The 17185-nt window shown below is 42.2% G+C and carries 17 protein-coding genes and 1 tRNA gene; 11 read left to right on the top strand and 7 right to left on the bottom strand.

Annotation, left to right across the window (positions count from 1 at the left end; translation table 11 throughout):
- The first annotated feature begins 89 nt into the window (after positions 1-89).
- The gene (locus RMY27_RS23050; protein ID WP_322667144.1) at positions 90-1646 is read left to right on the top strand and encodes an FAD/NAD(P)-binding protein; all 1557 of its coding nucleotides are present in this window, start codon (positions 90-92) and stop codon (positions 1644-1646) included.
- Positions 1647-2057: 411 nt separating this feature from the next.
- Here RMY27_RS23050 and RMY27_RS23045 read toward each other — a convergent pair whose 3' ends face one another.
- On the bottom strand, positions 2058-2990 hold the full coding sequence (locus RMY27_RS23045) for a serine hydrolase (RefSeq protein WP_322667142.1): 933 nt from the start codon (positions 2988-2990) through the stop codon (positions 2058-2060).
- A 9-nt stretch (positions 2991-2999) separates the two neighbouring features.
- Here RMY27_RS23045 and RMY27_RS23040 point away from each other — a divergent pair, with 9 nt between their 5' ends.
- The 3 genes from RMY27_RS23040 to RMY27_RS23030 all read left to right on the top strand — a co-directional run bounded on the left by RMY27_RS23040 (position 3000) and on the right by RMY27_RS23030 (position 6184).
- Entirely contained in the window at positions 3000-3728 is a 729-nt protein-coding gene (locus tag RMY27_RS23040) for a C40 family peptidase (protein WP_322667140.1), read from the top strand.
- Between the two features lie 14 nt (positions 3729-3742).
- On the top strand, positions 3743-4756 hold the full coding sequence (locus tag RMY27_RS23035; protein WP_322667138.1) for a glycosyltransferase family 2 protein: 1014 nt from the start codon (positions 3743-3745) through the stop codon (positions 4754-4756).
- 174 nt (positions 4757-4930) lie between these two features.
- Positions 4931-6184, top strand: a complete 1254-nt coding sequence (locus RMY27_RS23030) for an MFS transporter (protein ID WP_322667136.1) — start codon at positions 4931-4933, stop codon at positions 6182-6184.
- A gap of 39 nt (positions 6185-6223) precedes the next feature.
- On the opposite strand, the gene RMY27_RS23025 is transcribed toward RMY27_RS23030, so the two are convergent.
- Positions 6224-6297: transfer RNA gene (locus RMY27_RS23025), tRNA-Arg, on the bottom strand.
- Positions 6298-6331: 34 nt separating this feature from the next.
- On the opposite strand from RMY27_RS23025, the gene moaC reads away from it, so the two are divergent.
- Positions 6332-6841 (top strand): cyclic pyranopterin monophosphate synthase MoaC, encoded by a 510-nt coding sequence (gene moaC / locus RMY27_RS23020; protein WP_322667133.1) that lies wholly within the window; start codon positions 6332-6334, stop codon positions 6839-6841.
- A 104-nt stretch (positions 6842-6945) separates the two neighbouring features.
- Here moaC and RMY27_RS23015 read toward each other — a convergent pair whose 3' ends face one another.
- On the bottom strand, positions 6946-7638 hold the full coding sequence (locus RMY27_RS23015; protein ID WP_322667132.1) for a Uma2 family endonuclease: 693 nt from the start codon (positions 7636-7638) through the stop codon (positions 6946-6948).
- A gap of 124 nt (positions 7639-7762) precedes the next feature.
- On the opposite strand from RMY27_RS23015, the gene RMY27_RS23010 reads away from it, so the two are divergent.
- The 3 genes from RMY27_RS23010 to RMY27_RS23000 all read left to right on the top strand — a co-directional run bounded on the left by RMY27_RS23010 (position 7763) and on the right by RMY27_RS23000 (position 8940).
- Entirely contained in the window at positions 7763-8020 is a 258-nt protein-coding gene (locus RMY27_RS23010) for a hypothetical protein (RefSeq protein WP_322667130.1), read from the top strand.
- Between the two features lie 119 nt (positions 8021-8139).
- The gene (locus tag RMY27_RS23005) at positions 8140-8448 is read left to right on the top strand and encodes a DUF3181 family protein (RefSeq protein ID WP_322667128.1); all 309 of its coding nucleotides are present in this window, start codon (positions 8140-8142) and stop codon (positions 8446-8448) included.
- 276 nt (positions 8449-8724) lie between these two features.
- Positions 8725-8940, top strand: coding sequence for an acetyltransferase (locus RMY27_RS23000; RefSeq protein ID WP_109011492.1), 216 nt, complete (start codon positions 8725-8727; stop codon positions 8938-8940).
- 68 nt (positions 8941-9008) lie between these two features.
- Here the strand turns inward: RMY27_RS23000 and RMY27_RS22995 are convergent, their stop codons facing one another.
- Positions 9009-9479, bottom strand: coding sequence for an ABA4-like family protein (locus tag RMY27_RS22995; RefSeq protein ID WP_322667126.1), 471 nt, complete (start codon positions 9477-9479; stop codon positions 9009-9011).
- 94 nt (positions 9480-9573) lie between these two features.
- Positions 9574-10614 (bottom strand): cobalamin biosynthesis protein CobW, encoded by a 1041-nt coding sequence (cobW, locus tag RMY27_RS22990; RefSeq protein WP_322667124.1) that lies wholly within the window; start codon positions 10612-10614, stop codon positions 9574-9576.
- A gap of 107 nt (positions 10615-10721) precedes the next feature.
- Between cobW and RMY27_RS22985 the strand changes: the two genes are divergently transcribed.
- The gene (locus RMY27_RS22985; RefSeq protein ID WP_322667122.1) at positions 10722-11957 is read left to right on the top strand and encodes a tetratricopeptide repeat protein; all 1236 of its coding nucleotides are present in this window, start codon (positions 10722-10724) and stop codon (positions 11955-11957) included.
- Between the two features lie 180 nt (positions 11958-12137).
- On the opposite strand, the gene RMY27_RS22980 is transcribed toward RMY27_RS22985, so the two are convergent.
- On the bottom strand, positions 12138-12854 hold the full coding sequence (locus RMY27_RS22980; protein WP_322667120.1) for a heme oxygenase (biliverdin-producing): 717 nt from the start codon (positions 12852-12854) through the stop codon (positions 12138-12140).
- Between the two features lie 574 nt (positions 12855-13428).
- Between RMY27_RS22980 and glmM the strand changes: the two genes are divergently transcribed.
- Entirely contained in the window at positions 13429-14901 is a 1473-nt protein-coding gene (gene glmM, locus RMY27_RS22975; RefSeq protein ID WP_322667118.1) for a phosphoglucosamine mutase, read from the top strand.
- A gap of 427 nt (positions 14902-15328) precedes the next feature.
- On the opposite strand, the gene fdhD is transcribed toward glmM, so the two are convergent.
- Positions 15329-16168 carry a formate dehydrogenase accessory sulfurtransferase FdhD gene (gene fdhD / locus RMY27_RS22970; protein WP_322667116.1) on the bottom strand — a complete coding sequence of 280 codons (840 nt, stop codon included), beginning with the start codon at positions 16166-16168 and terminating at the stop codon, positions 15329-15331.
- A gap of 356 nt (positions 16169-16524) precedes the next feature.
- On the opposite strand from fdhD, the gene RMY27_RS22965 reads away from it, so the two are divergent.
- Entirely contained in the window at positions 16525-16974 is a 450-nt protein-coding gene (locus tag RMY27_RS22965; RefSeq protein WP_322667114.1) for an orange carotenoid protein N-terminal domain-containing protein, read from the top strand.
- Positions 16975-17185: the final 211 nt, after the last annotated feature.

The following is a 17185-nucleotide window of genomic DNA, read 5'->3' as shown; positions in this document are numbered from 1 at the left end:
TCCTAGCTTGCTTGTGTAGTTTGATTTGATCATGTAATATTCAAACCAGGCATTAAATCACACAGCTAATATAGAGCATTTAAACAGCAATGGTACAGTTAACAAACAGCAACAATATAACGCTTTCTTCGTCCTCACCTTTAAACCCAATACGCATCGAATACACAATCAACGGTAATAGCGAATCCATTATTCAAAAAAACTGTGAATTACTTGTCATAGCTTGTGAACCCAGGAACTTGTATGAAATTTGTGATTACACGCCTGAAGAACGCGCTATCTTTGACAAGTTGAAAAATTTCACATTCCATACATCGCTACTCAAAGTCGAGGTCAATAATTCACCTTCTCAGACAAAAACATATCCTGTCATATTTGGCCCGAAACTATTACAGGAGATGAACGGAACTGTCTATGCATATCGTAACGAATCAGTCAAGCAATTTGGATCTGAGCGTGCGAATGAAATGACACATAACTTGGTGACTGTTTATCAATTGATAGGCGAAACGGAGAACCCATGGTCTAACAGCGAGTTTGAGATAAAACTTAGACAGGACTTGCAGAACAGCGACTGGTGGCCATTCTCTTCCAACTATGAGATACTGGAAACCGTCACTACACCTTACTTTGATCACTTCTCTAATGAAGATTTAAAGGAGGGCTTGCCTTGGAAGCTTCTGAATTTGCAGGGAAACAATAATACCTTGTATGTGCATGGATTCACTTGTTTTGAATCGGTCTTGCATTGCTGGGATTACGCCGAATTGATGCTGAATTCTGTGGACAGTGCAAAAAAAGCCTTGCCAACTAATCTAGACGCGCCTATTGTAATTCTGGGTGCTGGTGTTAGCGGTCTGTTGTTTGCCGTTAGGCTAAAGAGGTTGGGATACACGAATATAGAAATTCTAGAATCAACCGACCGATACTGTGGAAAAACCCATACTATTACTAAAGACGGGCCTTATCCAAGCGGATCAAATGAGAAGACAGTCTGTGAGTTAGGCACATGTTATTTATCGCCTGCCTACGATCAAATGCTTGAGGATCTGGAGGAATTTTTCGTCGGCAACTCAGAAATCGATTTCGTTAAGAATGATCTGGATTTTAGAGGGATTCTCACCAAAGGCGAATTTCCAGATTCTTTTGATGTGGCTCCCATTGTTACACAATCCGAATATATCCTTTTGAAGGCTAAAGCCTTATTAGGTCATCCCCAAGATTATGATTCAAAGTTGATACAAATTAGAATTGCTTTTGACCTCGTTAGATACAATATCCTTCATTACAAGATCATGGGTTCACAAAAGCCGATGCCACCGAAGCCACCAACGGCATTGCTGGAGAAAACCTTTTATCAGTTCTTGGAAGACAACCAACTACTTACCCTTGTGGGCATGATGGAGTATATCTATTCTGTACAGGGATATGGTGTGATGACAGACATCCCCGCCTATTATGGCTTGATCTGGATCACACCTATCGTTATCCAAACGATTCTGCTCGATAATTTGGATATAGTAAATCAACCCGTTGTTACCGCATTAGAAAAAGGTTGGGGCGATCTTTGGGATCAAATAGTAACAAAAGAAAATCTTAAGATTACCTATTTGGCGGAGACTAAATCCATTACACGTCTAAGCTAATGTTTCTAAATTAGTCTTGACAAGGGGAGCAGGGGAGCAGAGGAGCAGGGGAGCAGGGGAGCAGGGGAGCAGAGGAGCAGAGGAGCAGGGGAGCAGGGGAGCAGAGGAAAGTTCTTCTACAAGTTCTTTCCCCTCTGCCCTCAAGCTTGTGAGAAATGCGGGTTATTACGGTCTGCTGCCTCCAGTCAGATATTGAGTCTCTGGCTCAATGAATGCAGTCCGAAACTCTGACTGGGAAAGAGGAAACAGTAATATGATGTCGAACATGGGCTGAAGAGTAGCTTTTGAGTTGTCGTTGTAAGAGACAATAACTCTACTACATCAGCCCTATCTTTTAATACTCTTTTTTTGGCGAAGGTATTATTAACGCAACGATACACTACACCAACGCGTAGCTTGTCGTAGAGAAAATCATAGATTAGCGATCGCTTCGGCAACTCGCCCAGAAACAAAAGGCAAAATATCCCGACTTTTAGCTTGGGCTTTGCCTTCAGTAAATACCACTAAGAGATAAGGGCGCTGTTCTGGTAACTCAATATACGCAGCATCATGGCGAACTTGACTTGTCCAACCTGCCTTTGACCAAATTTGAGCATTTTCAGGCAGTCCACCGCCTAAGAAACCTGTCACTTGATTTTCCTCGGTGTCAGTGGGCAAATCTTTGAGTGGACGTTTGAGTAAAGCCATCATGGCTTGCGATCGCACACTTGAAACCGCCACTCCACCTACAATACTATGCAGTAACCTAGCGATCGCATTTGTGGTCAACATATTGCGATTGTCCAGTAACTCTCCCACAAACGCCCGCTCCCGTCCATAAGGCCCATCACCCCAAGTTTTTTGACAGACGTTGATTGTCTCCATTTCTTCCCAACCCAAAGATTGGTAATAGCGGTTAACAATATTACGCTGATATTTCCAGGTTTCAAAGGGGCCAATTGGTAATTCTGGCCCTGATGTGGTACCACTCAAAATATCCACAACCAAGCTGGTAGCATCATTACTAGAATCGACAATCATATCCCGCAAAGCTCGCTCCAACTCCTTGGAGGTTTGACTCATGCCTTTTTCTAGCCATTCGTTTACCGCCACCAGGTAAAATAGCTTGACTATACTAGCAGGATAAATCCGCTCAACACCGCGATAAGTGAAGCCACGAACTGGGTGATCCCAAAAAGCGTTGGGAGTCAGCGCCCCACCAGTATTTACTCGCACTGGTGGATCGTAAACAACCCAAGTCAAGGCAATTTGGTTACGTGCTAAGGTCGGAAATGCTGCCCAAGTTGCATCTAAAATGCCATTACCAAGATTTTCGAGTTGTTCGTCTTTATTAAAAAAAATCATTCTCTAATAATGTCCTTTAATCTAAAATCCGAAATGGTTCGACTGAGCGAAGCCGAAGTCCAAAATCCAAAATCAGGGGAGTATCAGTGTTTAGCTGACCTGAATTTATATGATTCTCCTGAATGTACGCGTTTAGCAACTCAAGCTGCATCTGGGAGACATTTGTGGGTAACATCAAATCATCAAAATTCGGCGGTTGAGGTGTATTTATGTGAAGATGACTATCCAGGATGGCTATCTCTTTCAGATTTTGATTCATTACAATCTGCTACTGTACCTTATCAGGCTGCAACATTTTCTGAATCGGAGATTAAAAAACTCCTAGCAGAGATTATCGCCTTTACCCAAAAAGCGATGCAACAATCAAATTATTACCTTTGGGGTGGTACGGTTGGGCCAAATTATGACTGTTCTGGGTTGATGCAAGCGGCCTTTGGTTCGGTGGGTATTTGGCTACCTAGAGATGCCTATCAACAAGAAGGATTCACTCAACCAATTACGATTGCAGAATTAGCAGCCGGGGATCTCGTATTTTTTGGAACTAAGCAAAAAGCCACCCATGTCGGGCTTTATTTGGCGGATGGTTATTATATCCATAGTTCTGGAAAAGAACAGGGACGAAATGGGATCGGAATTGATATTCTCTCGGAACAGGGAGATGCGGTTAGTCAGTCGTACTATCAGCAGCTGCGAGGTGCTGGTAGAGTTTTTAAGAGTTACGAACCACAGAGACGCTGAGGATGCTGAGGCTTATGAGGAGTGGGTTGATCGATCAAGGGGTAATGGGGGAAAATGGGGCGATTTCAGCAATTGTCCCAGATGTTTCGGTGGTAGTACCAATACATGACGAGGTGGAGAGTTTGCCACTTTTACTAGAAGCGATCGCCTCTACTTTATCTTCTAGTCAGGTAAATTATGAAATCATTTGTGTGGATGATGGTTCTACAGATGGTTCTGGGGATTTTCTCAAAGAACAGGCGCAAGTTCGTACTGATTTAAAAGCAGTGATTTTGCGTCGCAACTACGGACAAACTGCGGCGATGGCTGCTGGATTTTATTATGCAGTCGGTAAAGCGATCGTTACTTTAGATGCCGATCTCCAAAACGATCCGGCTGATATCCCGATGTTATTAGCAAAGCTGGACGAAGGCTACGATTTGGTGAGTGGTTGGCGGCAAAAACGCCAAGATGGGGCTGTAAATCGATTACTTCCTTCCAAAATTGCCAATTGGCTAATTCGTCGCACCACTAGCGTGAATATTCATGACTATGGTTGTTCGCTGAAAGCCTATCGTGCAGAACTTTTGGCAGATATGAACCTCTACGGAGAATTACACCGATTTTTACCTGCTTTGGCGTACATCGAAGGAGCTAGAATCACTGAAATACCTGTACGTCATCATGCCCGTCGCTTTGGTCGTAGTAAATATGGAATTTGGCGGACATTCCGGGTATTGATGGATTTGTTAACCATTCTGTTTATGAAAAAATTCCTCACCCGTCCGATGCACGTTTTTGGGCTATTGGGCTTGATTTCAATGTTTTCGGGCACTGCGATCGGGATTTACTTGACTTTCGTCAAATTGGCTTTAGGTCAGATGATTGGGAACCGCCCTTTGCTGATTTTGGCAGTTCTATTGTTATTAACTGGAGTGCAGTTGTTTTGCTTCGGTCTTTTGGCAGAATTGCTCATGCGTACATACCATGAATCCCAAGGACGACCTATCTATCGTGTGCGAGAGGTAGTAGCAAAAAATGTTAAGTAAGGTAACAATAATAGTCATTGGTCATTAGTCATTAGTCATTAGTTATTGGTCATTAGTTATTGGTCATCAGCAAATAATTAAGAGTAAATATTGGTTGACTCTAGACCAAGGACAAAAGACAAATGACAAAGGACAAATGACAAAGGACAAAAAACTAGTTAAATTGCATCTACCTTGAAAGTATTTAATACCTTTGATACGGAACTGCGGCGTAACCTGCTGATTTTATTTACGGCAGGTTTATTATTCTGGTCGAGTATGTCTTCGCTTTTACCAACCCTACCGCTTTACATCGATGATGTGGGCGCAAGCAAGCAAGAAATTGGCCTTGTCATGGGCAGTTTTGCCATTGGGTTATTGCTATCTCGCCCAATGCTGGGACGATTAGCCGATGAACGCGATCGCAAAATTGTCTTAGTGATTGGTACGATCGTAGCTGCGATCGCACCCTTTGGTTACTTGGCAACCCGATCTATTGGGTTATTAATCTTGGTGCGGATTTTTCATGGCATTAGTATTGCTGCTTTTACCACTGGCTACAGTGCCTTAGTCGCAGATTTAGCGCCCGCCCAAACTCGTGGTGAAATCATTGGTTACATGACCCTAGCAACTCCCATTGGTTTAGCAATTGGCCCTGCCTTGGGAGGGTATTTAGAAGCTACAAGTGGTTACGGGATATTATTTTTGTTATCCGCCGAATTGGGTTTTGTCGCCCTCTTAGGGATTTTACAAGTTACGAATCCGCCAGTGCAAACGCAGGAGCAGACAGAGGGAGAAGATCGCAACTTTTGGCAAATTTTGGCCAGTCCACGGGTGAGAGTTCCAACAATAGTTATGTTGCTAGTTGGTTTGTCTCTTGGTGCTGTACATACCTTTGTGTCGTTGTTCCTCAAATCCACTCAGGTGGACTTCAATGGCGGATTGTTTTTTACAGCTGCGGCAATTTCTAGTTTTAGTATCAGGATATTTGCTGGTAAGGCAAGCGATCGCTTAGGGCGGGGTTTGTTTATTACCTTTGGGATTTTCTGCTACGTTTTAGCGTTAATACTGCTGTGGCAGGCTTACAGCCCGATCGTTTTCTTACTGGCTGCGATCGCTGAAGGTGCTGGTGGTGGTACACTGTTCTCGATGATGGTTACTATGATGGCAGATCGCTCCCTGCCGCAAGAACGGGGGAAAATTTTTGCTATCTGCATAGCTGGACTCGATTTGGGAGTTGCGATCGCTGCTCCTCTTTTGGGCATTATCGCAGAACTTGTAGGCTACCGCGATATGTTTGGCTACGGTGCTGCAATTACTTCTTTAGCACTTATCCTCTTCCTCACCCATTCAAGCAAAAACCTATCCAACTCACTGCGCTTTGCACTAGGTCTAGCTCCAGATGCCTACGCCTTGAAAAACTTAAAAGTTAGGAGTGATGAAATTTAATTCCTCACTCCTAACTTTCAACTCTTAACTTCTTAAAAACGGGCGAGGAGGGATTCGAACCCCCGACACCGTGGTCCGTAGCCACGTGCTCTAGTCCACTGAGCTACACGCCCTCACCGACAATCTATATTAACACGTTCTAACCAAATGGCGCAAGATAATTTTCTATCTAATTTTGCCAACTTAACTCATCTAGATCCCCAAGGACAGGCACAAATGGTAGATGTGTCTGATAAAGCACCTACCATTCGCCAAGCAATAGCAGCTGCTAAGGTACGAATGCTGCCAGCCACCTTCGCTGCCATTCAAGCCGGAAATGTTCCAAAAGGGGATGTGTTGGCAACTGCAAGATTGGCTGGAATTATGGCAGCCAAGCAAACAGCCAGTTTAATTCCTTTGTGTCATCCGTTGCCTTTGCAAAAAATCGCAGTCGAAATCATACCCGAACCGGAACTACCGGGTTATCAAATTCAAGCCACAGTCAAAACCAAAGCTGAAACCGGTGTAGAGATGGAAGCCTTAACTGCCGTTTCTGTCGCTGCGCTGACTTTATACGATATGGCAAAAGCTTTAGAAAAGTCGATTCAAATTGAATCAATTCGTTTAATAAGTAAAAGTGGCGGGAAATCAGGAGATTATTCACCGGTAGAGCAATAAGCTAGCTATTGGGCATTGGGCATTGGGCACAAGGAAATAAATCTATACTACTACTTCTCCTCTGCTCCTTTGCTCCTCTGCTCCTCTGCTCCTTTGCTCCCCAGTCACGGCAGATTGTCAGGATCAATGCCGAGATTACGCAAATATGCTGCTAACTGTTCAGCGCGTTGACGTTCTTGTTCAGCGCGTTGGCGTTCTTGTTCTACCAATAACTCAGCCTGTTCAGCCCGTTGATTGAGTTCCAGGGAATTCAAAAATCTCTGTCCATCTGGACGGTAAATTACTAACTCTCCAAGCCCCGTTTGAAATCTAATTCCCAAACGGGGACTGATCCAACTATCCATTTGCCATAGCTTATTCAAATGGTTGTTTTGCCGTAACCAACCATCTAGTTGAAAACTTTCAGGGTCGTATAAATAGTATTCTTCAACACCATAAGTATCGTAAAATTCCAGCTTGCGCTCCATCTCCTTGGTATCATTACTATAAGAAAGAATCTCAAAGACTACTTGTGGTGGAATATTATCTTCTTGCCACTGACGATAGGAACGACGTTTACCCTTTGATCTACCGAAGACAACCATCACATCAGGTGCAGTCGGTGTAATCAGCCGAGAACGGACTGGATACCAGAGCAAATCTCCTGCAATCAAAACATTGTCATTATTAGCAAACAGAATCTCTAAATTCTCCTTAATCAGGACAATCCAACGATATTGCTCTGTATTGTCTGCCATTGGTTTGCCGTCGCTATCTGGATAGAGGAGATCGGGGTCTATTTGCTCAAAGATTGTCATCGGATTTAACCCAGCGGCTCTTGACTTCCAATTCAATTATGACTGCTTCTAGAAGTCTAATAGCAACGACTGCACTAAAAACCTTAGAATGAGTAGGGTGTATTTAAATCTGTAACAAATATTTATGCCTCCTCGTTGGCCTCGCAAACCCGATCGCAAAGACCCTGATTACCGCAAGATCGATGACCGGATGAATTTTGCTATCCATGTGGCGATCGCTGCTTGTATTAATTCCGGGTTGTGGTTTTTCCACATTTTGAAAGACACTACTTGGGAGTGGCTGCCTTTGGTAACGTTAAGTTGGACGGGAATAGTGTTAGCACATCTGATTTATATTAGTGCGATCGCTAACTACACCGAAACTCCACCAAAATCCACCTGAAGATGGATTACTCATGCTAGGGCGATTGTAACTTCTGGTAGTAGGATTAGCCTGTTAATTGAGCCATAATATAAAAAAGCCTGAGATTTCGCACTTTTTCTTAATGTAGGGTTATTTTTATGGCTAAGACTAACACCACAGAACTACTAGAAGCCCTAGCAGCTGAAATTGGCGAAAATGTCTACATAGATGTTGCCAAATGGCATCTTTATTTATCTAATGCCAAACTGCATACAGTTGTTGCCGAGCAACTGTATCCCTTAATTACTTCCAACGCTGTCAATGAAGACCGAGTTTTACAAGTATTGGGAGCGATTCCAGTAAAAATTGGCGGCGGGAAACGTGAAGTTCCTTTAATCGATTTACTACCCCTACAATGCCAGGTAACATTAGTTGATATTTTGGAAAAATATCAACGCGATTTCTAATAGATAAAACAAACTTATCTTGGCTAGACAATTTTGTTAATCAGCATTTCCTGATTCGAGTTTCTCTTGTGAATGAGGAATATGTTTGCAGTATCAATTTTATAAATATTAACTCTACAGATACACATAGATGAATCTCGTGTAATTTCTGTGTGGTCTGATAAAAATTTCCTTTAACAATTAAGGAATCTCCGCGTTCAAAATCAGTTTAGATTTGAGCGAGTTTATGTTGAGACTCGCTTTGAACTTTCATGCAAACTCATTGAGGCAATTTCTATGCTTTTACAAGTCAAAGATAGTGGCGAATTGGTGAAAATTGTTGAAATTCAGGAATTAATTGACCCGAATAATGATGTTGTTCACGCAAAAGACCAAGAAGGTCAAGAAGAACAGCAACCTGAAAGTTTTAAAAAAGAAAATCTCGTTTTTCCTTCAGGTGAAGTTTTACCACGCTGTTGGTTAGATGCTGACTATAGACACGACAACGGTTAATGATTTTTAAATCAGGTAACTACTAAATAATAGGGTAGCACTGCAGTGCTACCCTATTATGTGTAAGATTATGACGCAGCTTTTTCTCCTGCCGTCACTCCTTCATTCTGCTGAAACTTCGGGAAAAATGTTTTAGTAATCCAGTCAGTCAAGATGTGAGACAGTAACCCCAAAGGCCCAGCAAACAAAGATAAAGCTAGAGAGTGAATTGTCCAAACACCTGTTTTCTGTCCTTCCCAATAAATCCAGCGACCGACAAATAAATCCATCACTAAAAAATGAATCCAACCTGTTGCCGCAGCTGTTTCATCTGCAAAAAATCGTGCAATATCAGCTAATTGAGGATTCGATAAAGCTTGAGCATTTTCTGGCGTAATGCTGTTGATAAACAAATACAAATATGCCCCAGCTAACAGCACAAAGGGTAAATATGATGACATTATCTGCCGTGTAACTTTCCAGTTAGGCAATAAAATCATCAATGTCCAAAATGGCAATACGAAAAGATTGGCAACGTTAAAGAGTTGAGAAATCGTCATATATTTGTAATGTCGTTATTATTGTTTTTTGTTTTGAATTGACTTCAGCAGATATATCCCCGACTTTTAAAATAAGTAGGGGATCTGGGTATACTTATAAAGCTACAAGCTGTGATTCAATTTCTGAAGAATTCAAATCACGCCCGATGAAAACTAACCGCGTTTGCCTAGTTTCTTCTGGTTTCCAGGGGCGATCATAAAATTTATCAAATCGAGTTCCCACACCTTGCATCACTAAGCGCATGGATTTATTAGGCACTGCGACAAAGCCTTTAATCCGGTAAATTTCTTGTTGTTGTACCAATGTTTGCAACTGCTGTTGTAATTTTTCTGGATCAAAGGTACGATCCAAAATTAAATTAGCTGAAGTAATTTCTTCATCGTGATTGTGGTCTTCTTCAGTATCATGATGACTAGGACGAGAATCTAAATTGTCTTCGACTGCGGCTTGGAATCCTAGTAATATAGATGCGTCTAATTGAGAACGATCGCTCTCGACAATTTTCACCACTCTGGGCAACTCTTGCTTAATTAATTCCTCAACTCTGGCTTTTGTCTCGGCATCTACCAAGTCAATTTTATTTAACACCACCAAGTCTGCACAAGCAAGTTGGTCTTCAAACAGTTCTTGCAAAGGTGTTTCGTGTTCTAGATTATCATCTGCTTGTCGCTGGGCTGCGATCGCATCTGGATCGCTAGCAAATGTCCCGGCTGCAACCGCCGCACAATCTACCACGGTAATCACCGCATCCACAGTGGCGGCGTTGCGAATTTCTTGCCAGCGAAAAGCCTTTACCAGTGGTTTTGGTAAAGCTAAACCAGAGGTTTCAATCAAAATGCAATCGATGCTATCTCGCCGCTTAATTAACTCTTGCATCGTCGGGTAAAACTCTTCCTGCACGGTGCAGCATAAGCAGCCGTTGGTTAATTCAAAGATATTAGTGTCACCCTCACCATCTTCGGGGCAAATTTGACAAGATTCCAATAATTCACCATCAATACCGAGTTCGCCAAATTCATTGACTAAAACGGCAATGCGTCGTCCTTGGTTGTTTTGTAGCAGGTGGCGAATTAGGCTGGTTTTTCCACTACCTAAGAAGCCTGTAATCACTGTGACAGGAATTTTCGTTGCCATATTTTTGCCTGATTTACCCAGTATGGTAAGTTTTACGGGTTACAAACTTAAATACTGAGATTAAGCTTGGTTTGAAGATTGACTTAGTTATTTTAAGCTGAAAGTCTATGGTAAACCTGAAAATATTCCCGTTATTGTTGAGTTTAGGTTTGGCTTTAATTCCTCAAATCACTGTGGCACAAACGGTAGAGGAGTTGGAACAAAAAGCAACATCTGCCGAAGAAGTGAAAAATTATGAAGAAGCCGCTAATATTTGGCGGAGTTTGATTGAGCGCGATTCCAAAAATAGCTCCGCTTACACCAAGCTGGCAGATATCCTATCTAACCAAGGCAAGATTGCAGAGACAATCGCTGCTTATCGCCAAGCGTTGCAATTAAATCCCAGTGCCGATATTTACGTCAATTTAGGTCATTTTCTCGCAAAAAAAGGACGAACCACAGAAGCGATCGCCGCTTTTCGTCAAGCTATCAAACTTGAGGCTGACAGTAGCAAGTATTACTACTACATTTTAGCTTCACAGCTGATGGAAATTGGTAACACCCAGGAAGCACTCTTAGTTTACCGTCAAGCGCTTAAACTTGAGCCGGATGCAGATAATTACAATAATTTAGGTGATATCTTGCGTAAATTAGGCAAACGAGAAGAGGCGATCGCTGCTCACCGTGAGGCCTTGAAAATTGATCCCAAGAGTTATCTGGCTTACTACTATCTGGGTGAAATACTGGAATATAAAGACGCCGTTACTATCTATCGTCAAGCAAGTAAAAATGACTCTACAAATGAAGTCTATTATGAACGTTTGGCATCACTTTCATTAGAGCGTGGCTTCGTCAATGAAGCGATCGCTGCTTACCGCCAACTAATTAAAATCAAACCTGAAGCTTCAACATATATACAACTGGCCGATATCTTGATGAAACAAAAAAAACCAGAAGAAGCGATCGCTCTTTACCGTCAAGCTGCTGCCAAAGAACCTACAGATTATTATTACAGTAACTTGAGTCAAGCACTAGCTCAACAGGAGAATCTAGATGAAGCTCTGGGAATTTGCCAAAAGGTGGTAAAAACTGGTGAAGGCAGTTATGACACCTGCTCCAATATAAATTTGCCACTTTACAAGCAAAAAGGCTTTACTGCTGTCATGGCTTTTTATCAGCCGCTAGCAAATATGATTCCACGTCGCAAAATGGCTGAACTTTACATCAAACTTGGCCGAGAGATTTCCTATGATGAAGGTGATAGCTCAAAACAAGAGGCCACAGCAGTTTTTCAGCAAGCATTAAAAATAGATCCAGAAAACGCTGATGCTCAAGAGGCTCTCAAGAGCTTAATCGCTTCTTAAACATAATTGAGGGGCAATCTCCCCATGCTTACTTTCACATCTCAAAAGCAGTCACAAGGCTATTGCCCCTAAATATTTTGAGCGTCGATCGCTCTTTCGCCAGAAACACCTATGAATTATCCTTCGTCAGGCTATCTGAATTTATGACTCCGCACACCATACTCCGCAATCTCAACACGATTACTCAGCTGTGACGAGTTCAGTACTACCACGTGTACGACGCCGTGTAAGACTATTATACAGCATCACACCGATCGACTTGATCAAATTACCTTCCAATTCCTGGAATAGCTTCATGTTCGTGCCAAAAGCGGCATTAGCTTCATCAACGATGCGATCGGTTGCCGCCTCGTCAAGGGGTAATTCATCCAAAGTTTGCCGATATTTGGTTTTGAATGCCTTCTCATCAGGAATTTCTGGAAACTCATAAAAGGCTGTTCCTTGTCCATCAGACAAATTCATCGCTGTAACAGCAATATTTTTGAGAATTTGTCCCCCGGATAAGTCACCTATGTAACGAGTGTATGAATGGGCGATTAACAATTCCGGTTCTGTAGCAGATATTTCTCGGATGCGTTGTACATAAGCTTCACCTGCGGGAGATAGTTTGATTTGCTCTCTCCAGTTTGCACCAAAATAATAACTCAGGTCTTGCTCTAAGCTATGCTTGCGGTTTAGCTGAGGAAAGTTAATTTTAGAAACTATTGGGTGCTGGCGGTGCTTTTCTATTTCCTCTTCCATCGCTGAGTAGACGAAGTAGAAGTTAGCAACTAGTTTCCGGTAAGAGTTCTTTTCCACTACTCCTTTTAAAAAGCACTTGACAAAACCTACATTTTCTGCCATTGTGTGGGCTTTCTTAGTGCCTACACGTAATTTGGTTGCTAAATTGCTGCTCATGCTAAATTTCTCAACTTTAAAAAGTTAACTGCCGGAGTTTTGATTCACTAACGGCTAAATAAAGCCATTAAAACGTTACCTTAAAACTATTTGATGAGAATTTATATTAAAATTTTTTAAGCTGCAATGATTCTGTCGTTTTTTACACAGCAACAAGGCTAAGAGAACAGAATTTGAAATTTCAGTATTTTGATTTTTTGTTGTTATTAGCTGAATCTTGCTTTCATTCTCAGCTTGGGTGAAAAATTTCTTGTTGAAAATGAAAGTAATATTTGTTACATAGTTACTTGATTGTAGCATTGTAAAGTGTGAACTAATAACAATAAAAATCAAAACGAAAGTTGTCGGCATAAAAGGAATAATTAGCTAAGATGTGGAGACTTTACTAATAACGTAAAAACCAATACTGACTTTATCAAAGATTTACAATCTAAGAAAGAGAAATTCAGTATTATTACGTAAAGATGGCTCGATCTAGAATGAATTTCTAAAGAGAAAAAGCATGTCAAAATTGCTGAATAAAGTCTTAAGTGCTATTTATTTTTCAGTGTGATTGTGTGGAGTGTTTAAAAATATGGTTTCATCTATAACTCGGACATCGGGCATTTCTGGGGGTTCTACTTCTGAAGTAGAGGGATTGGGCAAAGGGATTGAGAGCAGTTTTGGACTGAATTTAATCCCACTACCAGCAAATCCCTTATTTGGCACAGATGGGATTCGCGGACGAGTCGGAGAATTACTGAATGCGCCTTTAGCATTGCAAGTTGGTTTTTGGACGGGGATCGTTTTACGTAACCATGCTAATCAAGTAGGGCCAGTCATTCTCGGACAGGACTCTAGAAACTCCAGCGATATGTTAGCAATGGCTTTGAGTGCAGGGTTAACAGCAGCGGGGTTAGAGGTTTGGTACTTGGGATTATGCCCCACTCCTTGCGTTGCCTATCTCACCAGTATCAGTGATGCCATCGGCGGAGTGATGATTTCTGCCAGCCACAATCCTCCAGAAGACAATGGGATTAAGGTTTTTGGTGCCAATGGTGGGAAGTTACCGCAAATATTGCAGACAGAAATTGAAGCGGGATTGCGTGGTAAGATATCACCGATCGCTAGAGTCAGTAATTGCGGACGGCATTACTCACGTTTCGAGTTAGTGGAAGATTATAGCTCGGCGTTGAAAAAACCCTTGAATGGTGCCCTAAATCTTCAGGGAATGAAGATTGTTTTAGACTTGGCGTGGGGAGCCGCAGTTGGGTTAGCACCATCAGTATTTACCCAAATGGGAGCGGAGGTAATCTGCTTGCATAACGAAGCAGATGGCGATCGCATTAATGTTAACTGCGGTTCCACGCACCTAGACATTCTTGCAGCAACAGTACAAGAACACAACGCCGACATCGGCTTTGGCTTCGATGGCGATGCCGATCGCGTCTTAGCAGTAGACAATACAGGCAGGCAAGTTAACGGTGATTACATTCTCTACCTGTGGGGACGACACTTACAACAAAACCAACAATTGCCAGACAACTTGATTGTATCTACAGTCATGGCCAACTTAGGCTTTGAGAAAGCTTGGCAGCAAATTGGTGGTAACTTAATTCGTACCGCAGTTGGCGACCAATACGTGCAAGCCGAAATGCAGCGCACTGGGGGAATGCTAGGTGGCGAACAATCAGGGCATATTCTTTGCCGTCACTATGCCGTCACTGGAGATGGCTTGTTAACCGCATTACACATAGCATCTTTGGTGAGAGAGGCGGGTGTTCCCTTGAGCGAATTAGTAGATCGAAGCTTCCAAACCTATCCACAATTGTTGCGGAACGTGCGCGTTGTCGATCGCGATCGCCGTTTGGGATGGCAAGATTGCCAACCTGTGCAAGAAGCGATCGCTCTTGCTGAAGCTGCAATGGGCGATTCCGGCAGAATTTTGGTTCGCGCCTCTGGCACAGAACCAGTCATTAGAGTAATGGTGGAAGCAGCCAATGCCGAACTCACCAACTACTGGACAAATGAACTAGTTTCCAAAGTACAGCAGCATTTGATGGACTAAATTAGCTAATATCTCATCTCCACTTTCAAAAAACGCCAAGTTTAATTACAGCTTCTACGAATTAACCACCTTTGGTTATGTGTAGAAGCTGTGACATTTTGATTGCTTATTAAACCCGAATTACCCAATACGGTTCGGTTAAGGTTTTTTGATGAAAATTCTAAATCGCTAAAGATGCAATAAATCGCGATTATTATACCTGCCTTAAAAATAGAGGCTGAAACAACGCAAAATCATTCCCAGATTATTTTCATTGTTCCTTGTGAGCGCAGCTCATGGAGTCTCTTGCAAAAATATATTTTTGCACTCTTAGAGGATATTTGAAAAGTCCTCTTGTTGGGAGCAAAACGTTCTAGATCCCCCTAAATCCGCCGATAAATTGGAGGACTTTAATTCTGGTTCTCGCCATGCCACAATAAAAGTGTTATTAAACAGCATTTATTCTTTGTAAACCAGTGTAAATATTGAACCGTTCTCCGCGCAGGAATCCAATTAAGGTAATCCCAAATTCCTTGGCGACAGACACGGCTAAACTACTAGGAGCAGAAACAGAACAAACAATAGGAACTCCAGCAGTTGTAGACTTTTGCAAAATCTCAAAACTAGAGCGTCCACTCACCAGAATAATACAATTATTTAAAGGCAATTCGTCACTGAGCAAAGCTGTACCAATCAATTTATCCAAAGCATTGTGTCGTCCAACATCCTCCCACAGATTTAACAGTTGTCCTTGAGTATCGAAGATAGCCGCAGCGTGTAAACCCCCTGTAGCAGTGAAGATACCTTGAGCAGCCCGGAGTTTGTCTGGTAGGCTGTAGATGATCTCAGGTGTTACTGTTGGTCCAGAAGGAATCACTGGACATCCTCGCAGACGCAAAGCCTCAAGGCTAGCTTTACCACACACCCCACAGGCGCTAGTTGTGTAGAAATGACGTTCCAAAGGCTGTAAGTTTGGAATCAACCCATCCCGCAGTTCCACATTTACGATATTATGGCGCTGTTCACCATCCACCAATTCATCTACGCAGTAGCTGATACGTCGAATATCTTCTCTGCTCTTAACGACTCCTTCACTGTAGAGGAAACCAGCAGCTAGTTCAAAATCTGCTCCTGGTGTCCGCATTGTTACAGCTACCGTCTTCTGGAGAGGAACAAGGCGAATTTCTAAAGGTTCTTCGGTGGTGAGTTGGTCTAAACGAGACCGTACTTGACCTTTTTCCACTACCCAAACAGTGGCTTTTGTTTTACTTTTAGTTGGCATTCTCATATTTGTGATAGTTGGTGAATTTAAATTTTTACTGAGTACTTTTATCACCACCGCACAAAATAATAATCATTGCTGACCCTTCTGGCCCAGGTATTATTGCATTATAATCAGGAACCCCTTCAAGCGATCGCTTAGAGTCACGGACGTTACTTAGCTTTCATATACATCCAAACAGGCATTTTTGTAACTAGCAACTTAAGTTATTTATATCTGTCTTATGTAGTGATCCTATCCCTACCCTAAGTAGGGTTATCCATATCCATTTGTTCGTTAAGTTGTATGAAGTACTGAAAGCAAATTTTCTTCAGTAAGTAACTGAGGAAATCACAATACCTTTAACTTAGTTGGAGTTTTTTATGACTTACACAATTGATGAAGCAACAAGACCAGCTTTAGAAACTTTTCAACGTTTTGATGTAGATACTCAGCTAGCCCTACTTTGGTTCGGTTATATCGATCTTAAAGAGCAGCTACAACCAGCACCTCCTCCAAGCGTTGAAGCTCCTGCCAAAGCAGTGTTTGACAAATTCCTGGACTTGTCTAAAGAAGAGCAACTGCAAGCACAACGCGACATTATTAATGGTGCAGCTAACGATATCAGCCAAACCTATAATAGTCTAAGTCCCAATGCCAGATTAGACGTTTGGTTTCTGTTGGCGCAAGGGATGGAGGATGGAACCATAATTCAAGTGCCCTCGGACTATCAACTTCCTGGTGAAACGGATGAATTTGTCGCATTGGTCAAAAAACTAGAGTTTGAGCAACGGATTAATTTCATGTTGAGTGTAGTGGAAACATTCGGTTAGGTAAGTCCAAGAACTCTCAAGAGCTTTCTAAAATTGGGGATAACTGAAACTAGCAAATTAAGCTAGACCTGGCTCCTTTTGCTCTACTTGAATAGTCTTTAACTTAGAACTACCGCAGAGATACTCATCTTTGCGGTAGTCTTGATGCAAATTATATCAAGTCCGCTTGACTACTTATTAAACCCGAAAAACCCCACCCCCGCCAAAGCTA

Source organism: Nostoc sp. DedQUE09 (genome assembly GCF_034530915.1).
Taxonomy (GTDB): domain Bacteria; phylum Cyanobacteriota; class Cyanobacteriia; order Cyanobacteriales; family Nostocaceae; genus Nostoc.
The sequence above is the reverse complement of the archived record's forward strand: the minus strand, read 5'-3'. Positions and strand labels throughout refer to the sequence as shown.

Coding starts and splice junctions, on each gene's coding strand:
- RMY27_RS23050 (WP_322667144.1), top strand. CDS start 90: ATGGTACAGTTAACAAACAGCAACAATATAACGCTTTCTTCGTCCTCA.
- RMY27_RS23045 (WP_322667142.1), bottom strand. CDS start 2,990: ATGATTTTTTTTAATAAAGACGAACAACTCGAAAATCTTGGTAATGGC.
- RMY27_RS23040 (WP_322667140.1), top strand. CDS start 3,000: ATGTCCTTTAATCTAAAATCCGAAATGGTTCGACTGAGCGAAGCCGAA.
- RMY27_RS23035 (WP_322667138.1), top strand. CDS start 3,743: ATGAGGAGTGGGTTGATCGATCAAGGGGTAATGGGGGAAAATGGGGCG.
- moaC (WP_322667133.1), top strand. CDS start 6,332: ATGGCGCAAGATAATTTTCTATCTAATTTTGCCAACTTAACTCATCTA.
- RMY27_RS23015 (WP_322667132.1), bottom strand. CDS start 7,638: ATGACAATCTTTGAGCAAATAGACCCCGATCTCCTCTATCCAGATAGC.
- RMY27_RS23010 (WP_322667130.1), top strand. CDS start 7,763: ATGCCTCCTCGTTGGCCTCGCAAACCCGATCGCAAAGACCCTGATTAC.
- RMY27_RS23005 (WP_322667128.1), top strand. CDS start 8,140: ATGGCTAAGACTAACACCACAGAACTACTAGAAGCCCTAGCAGCTGAA.
- RMY27_RS23000 (WP_109011492.1), top strand. CDS start 8,725: ATGCTTTTACAAGTCAAAGATAGTGGCGAATTGGTGAAAATTGTTGAA.
- RMY27_RS22995 (WP_322667126.1), bottom strand. CDS start 9,479: ATGACGATTTCTCAACTCTTTAACGTTGCCAATCTTTTCGTATTGCCA.
- cobW (WP_322667124.1), bottom strand. CDS start 10,614: ATGGCAACGAAAATTCCTGTCACAGTGATTACAGGCTTCTTAGGTAGT.
- RMY27_RS22985 (WP_322667122.1), top strand. CDS start 10,722: ATGGTAAACCTGAAAATATTCCCGTTATTGTTGAGTTTAGGTTTGGCT.
- RMY27_RS22980 (WP_322667120.1), bottom strand. CDS start 12,854: ATGAGCAGCAATTTAGCAACCAAATTACGTGTAGGCACTAAGAAAGCC.
- glmM (WP_322667118.1), top strand. CDS start 13,429: ATGGTTTCATCTATAACTCGGACATCGGGCATTTCTGGGGGTTCTACT.
- fdhD (WP_322667116.1), bottom strand. CDS start 16,168: ATGAGAATGCCAACTAAAAGTAAAACAAAAGCCACTGTTTGGGTAGTG.
- RMY27_RS22965 (WP_322667114.1), top strand. CDS start 16,525: ATGACTTACACAATTGATGAAGCAACAAGACCAGCTTTAGAAACTTTT.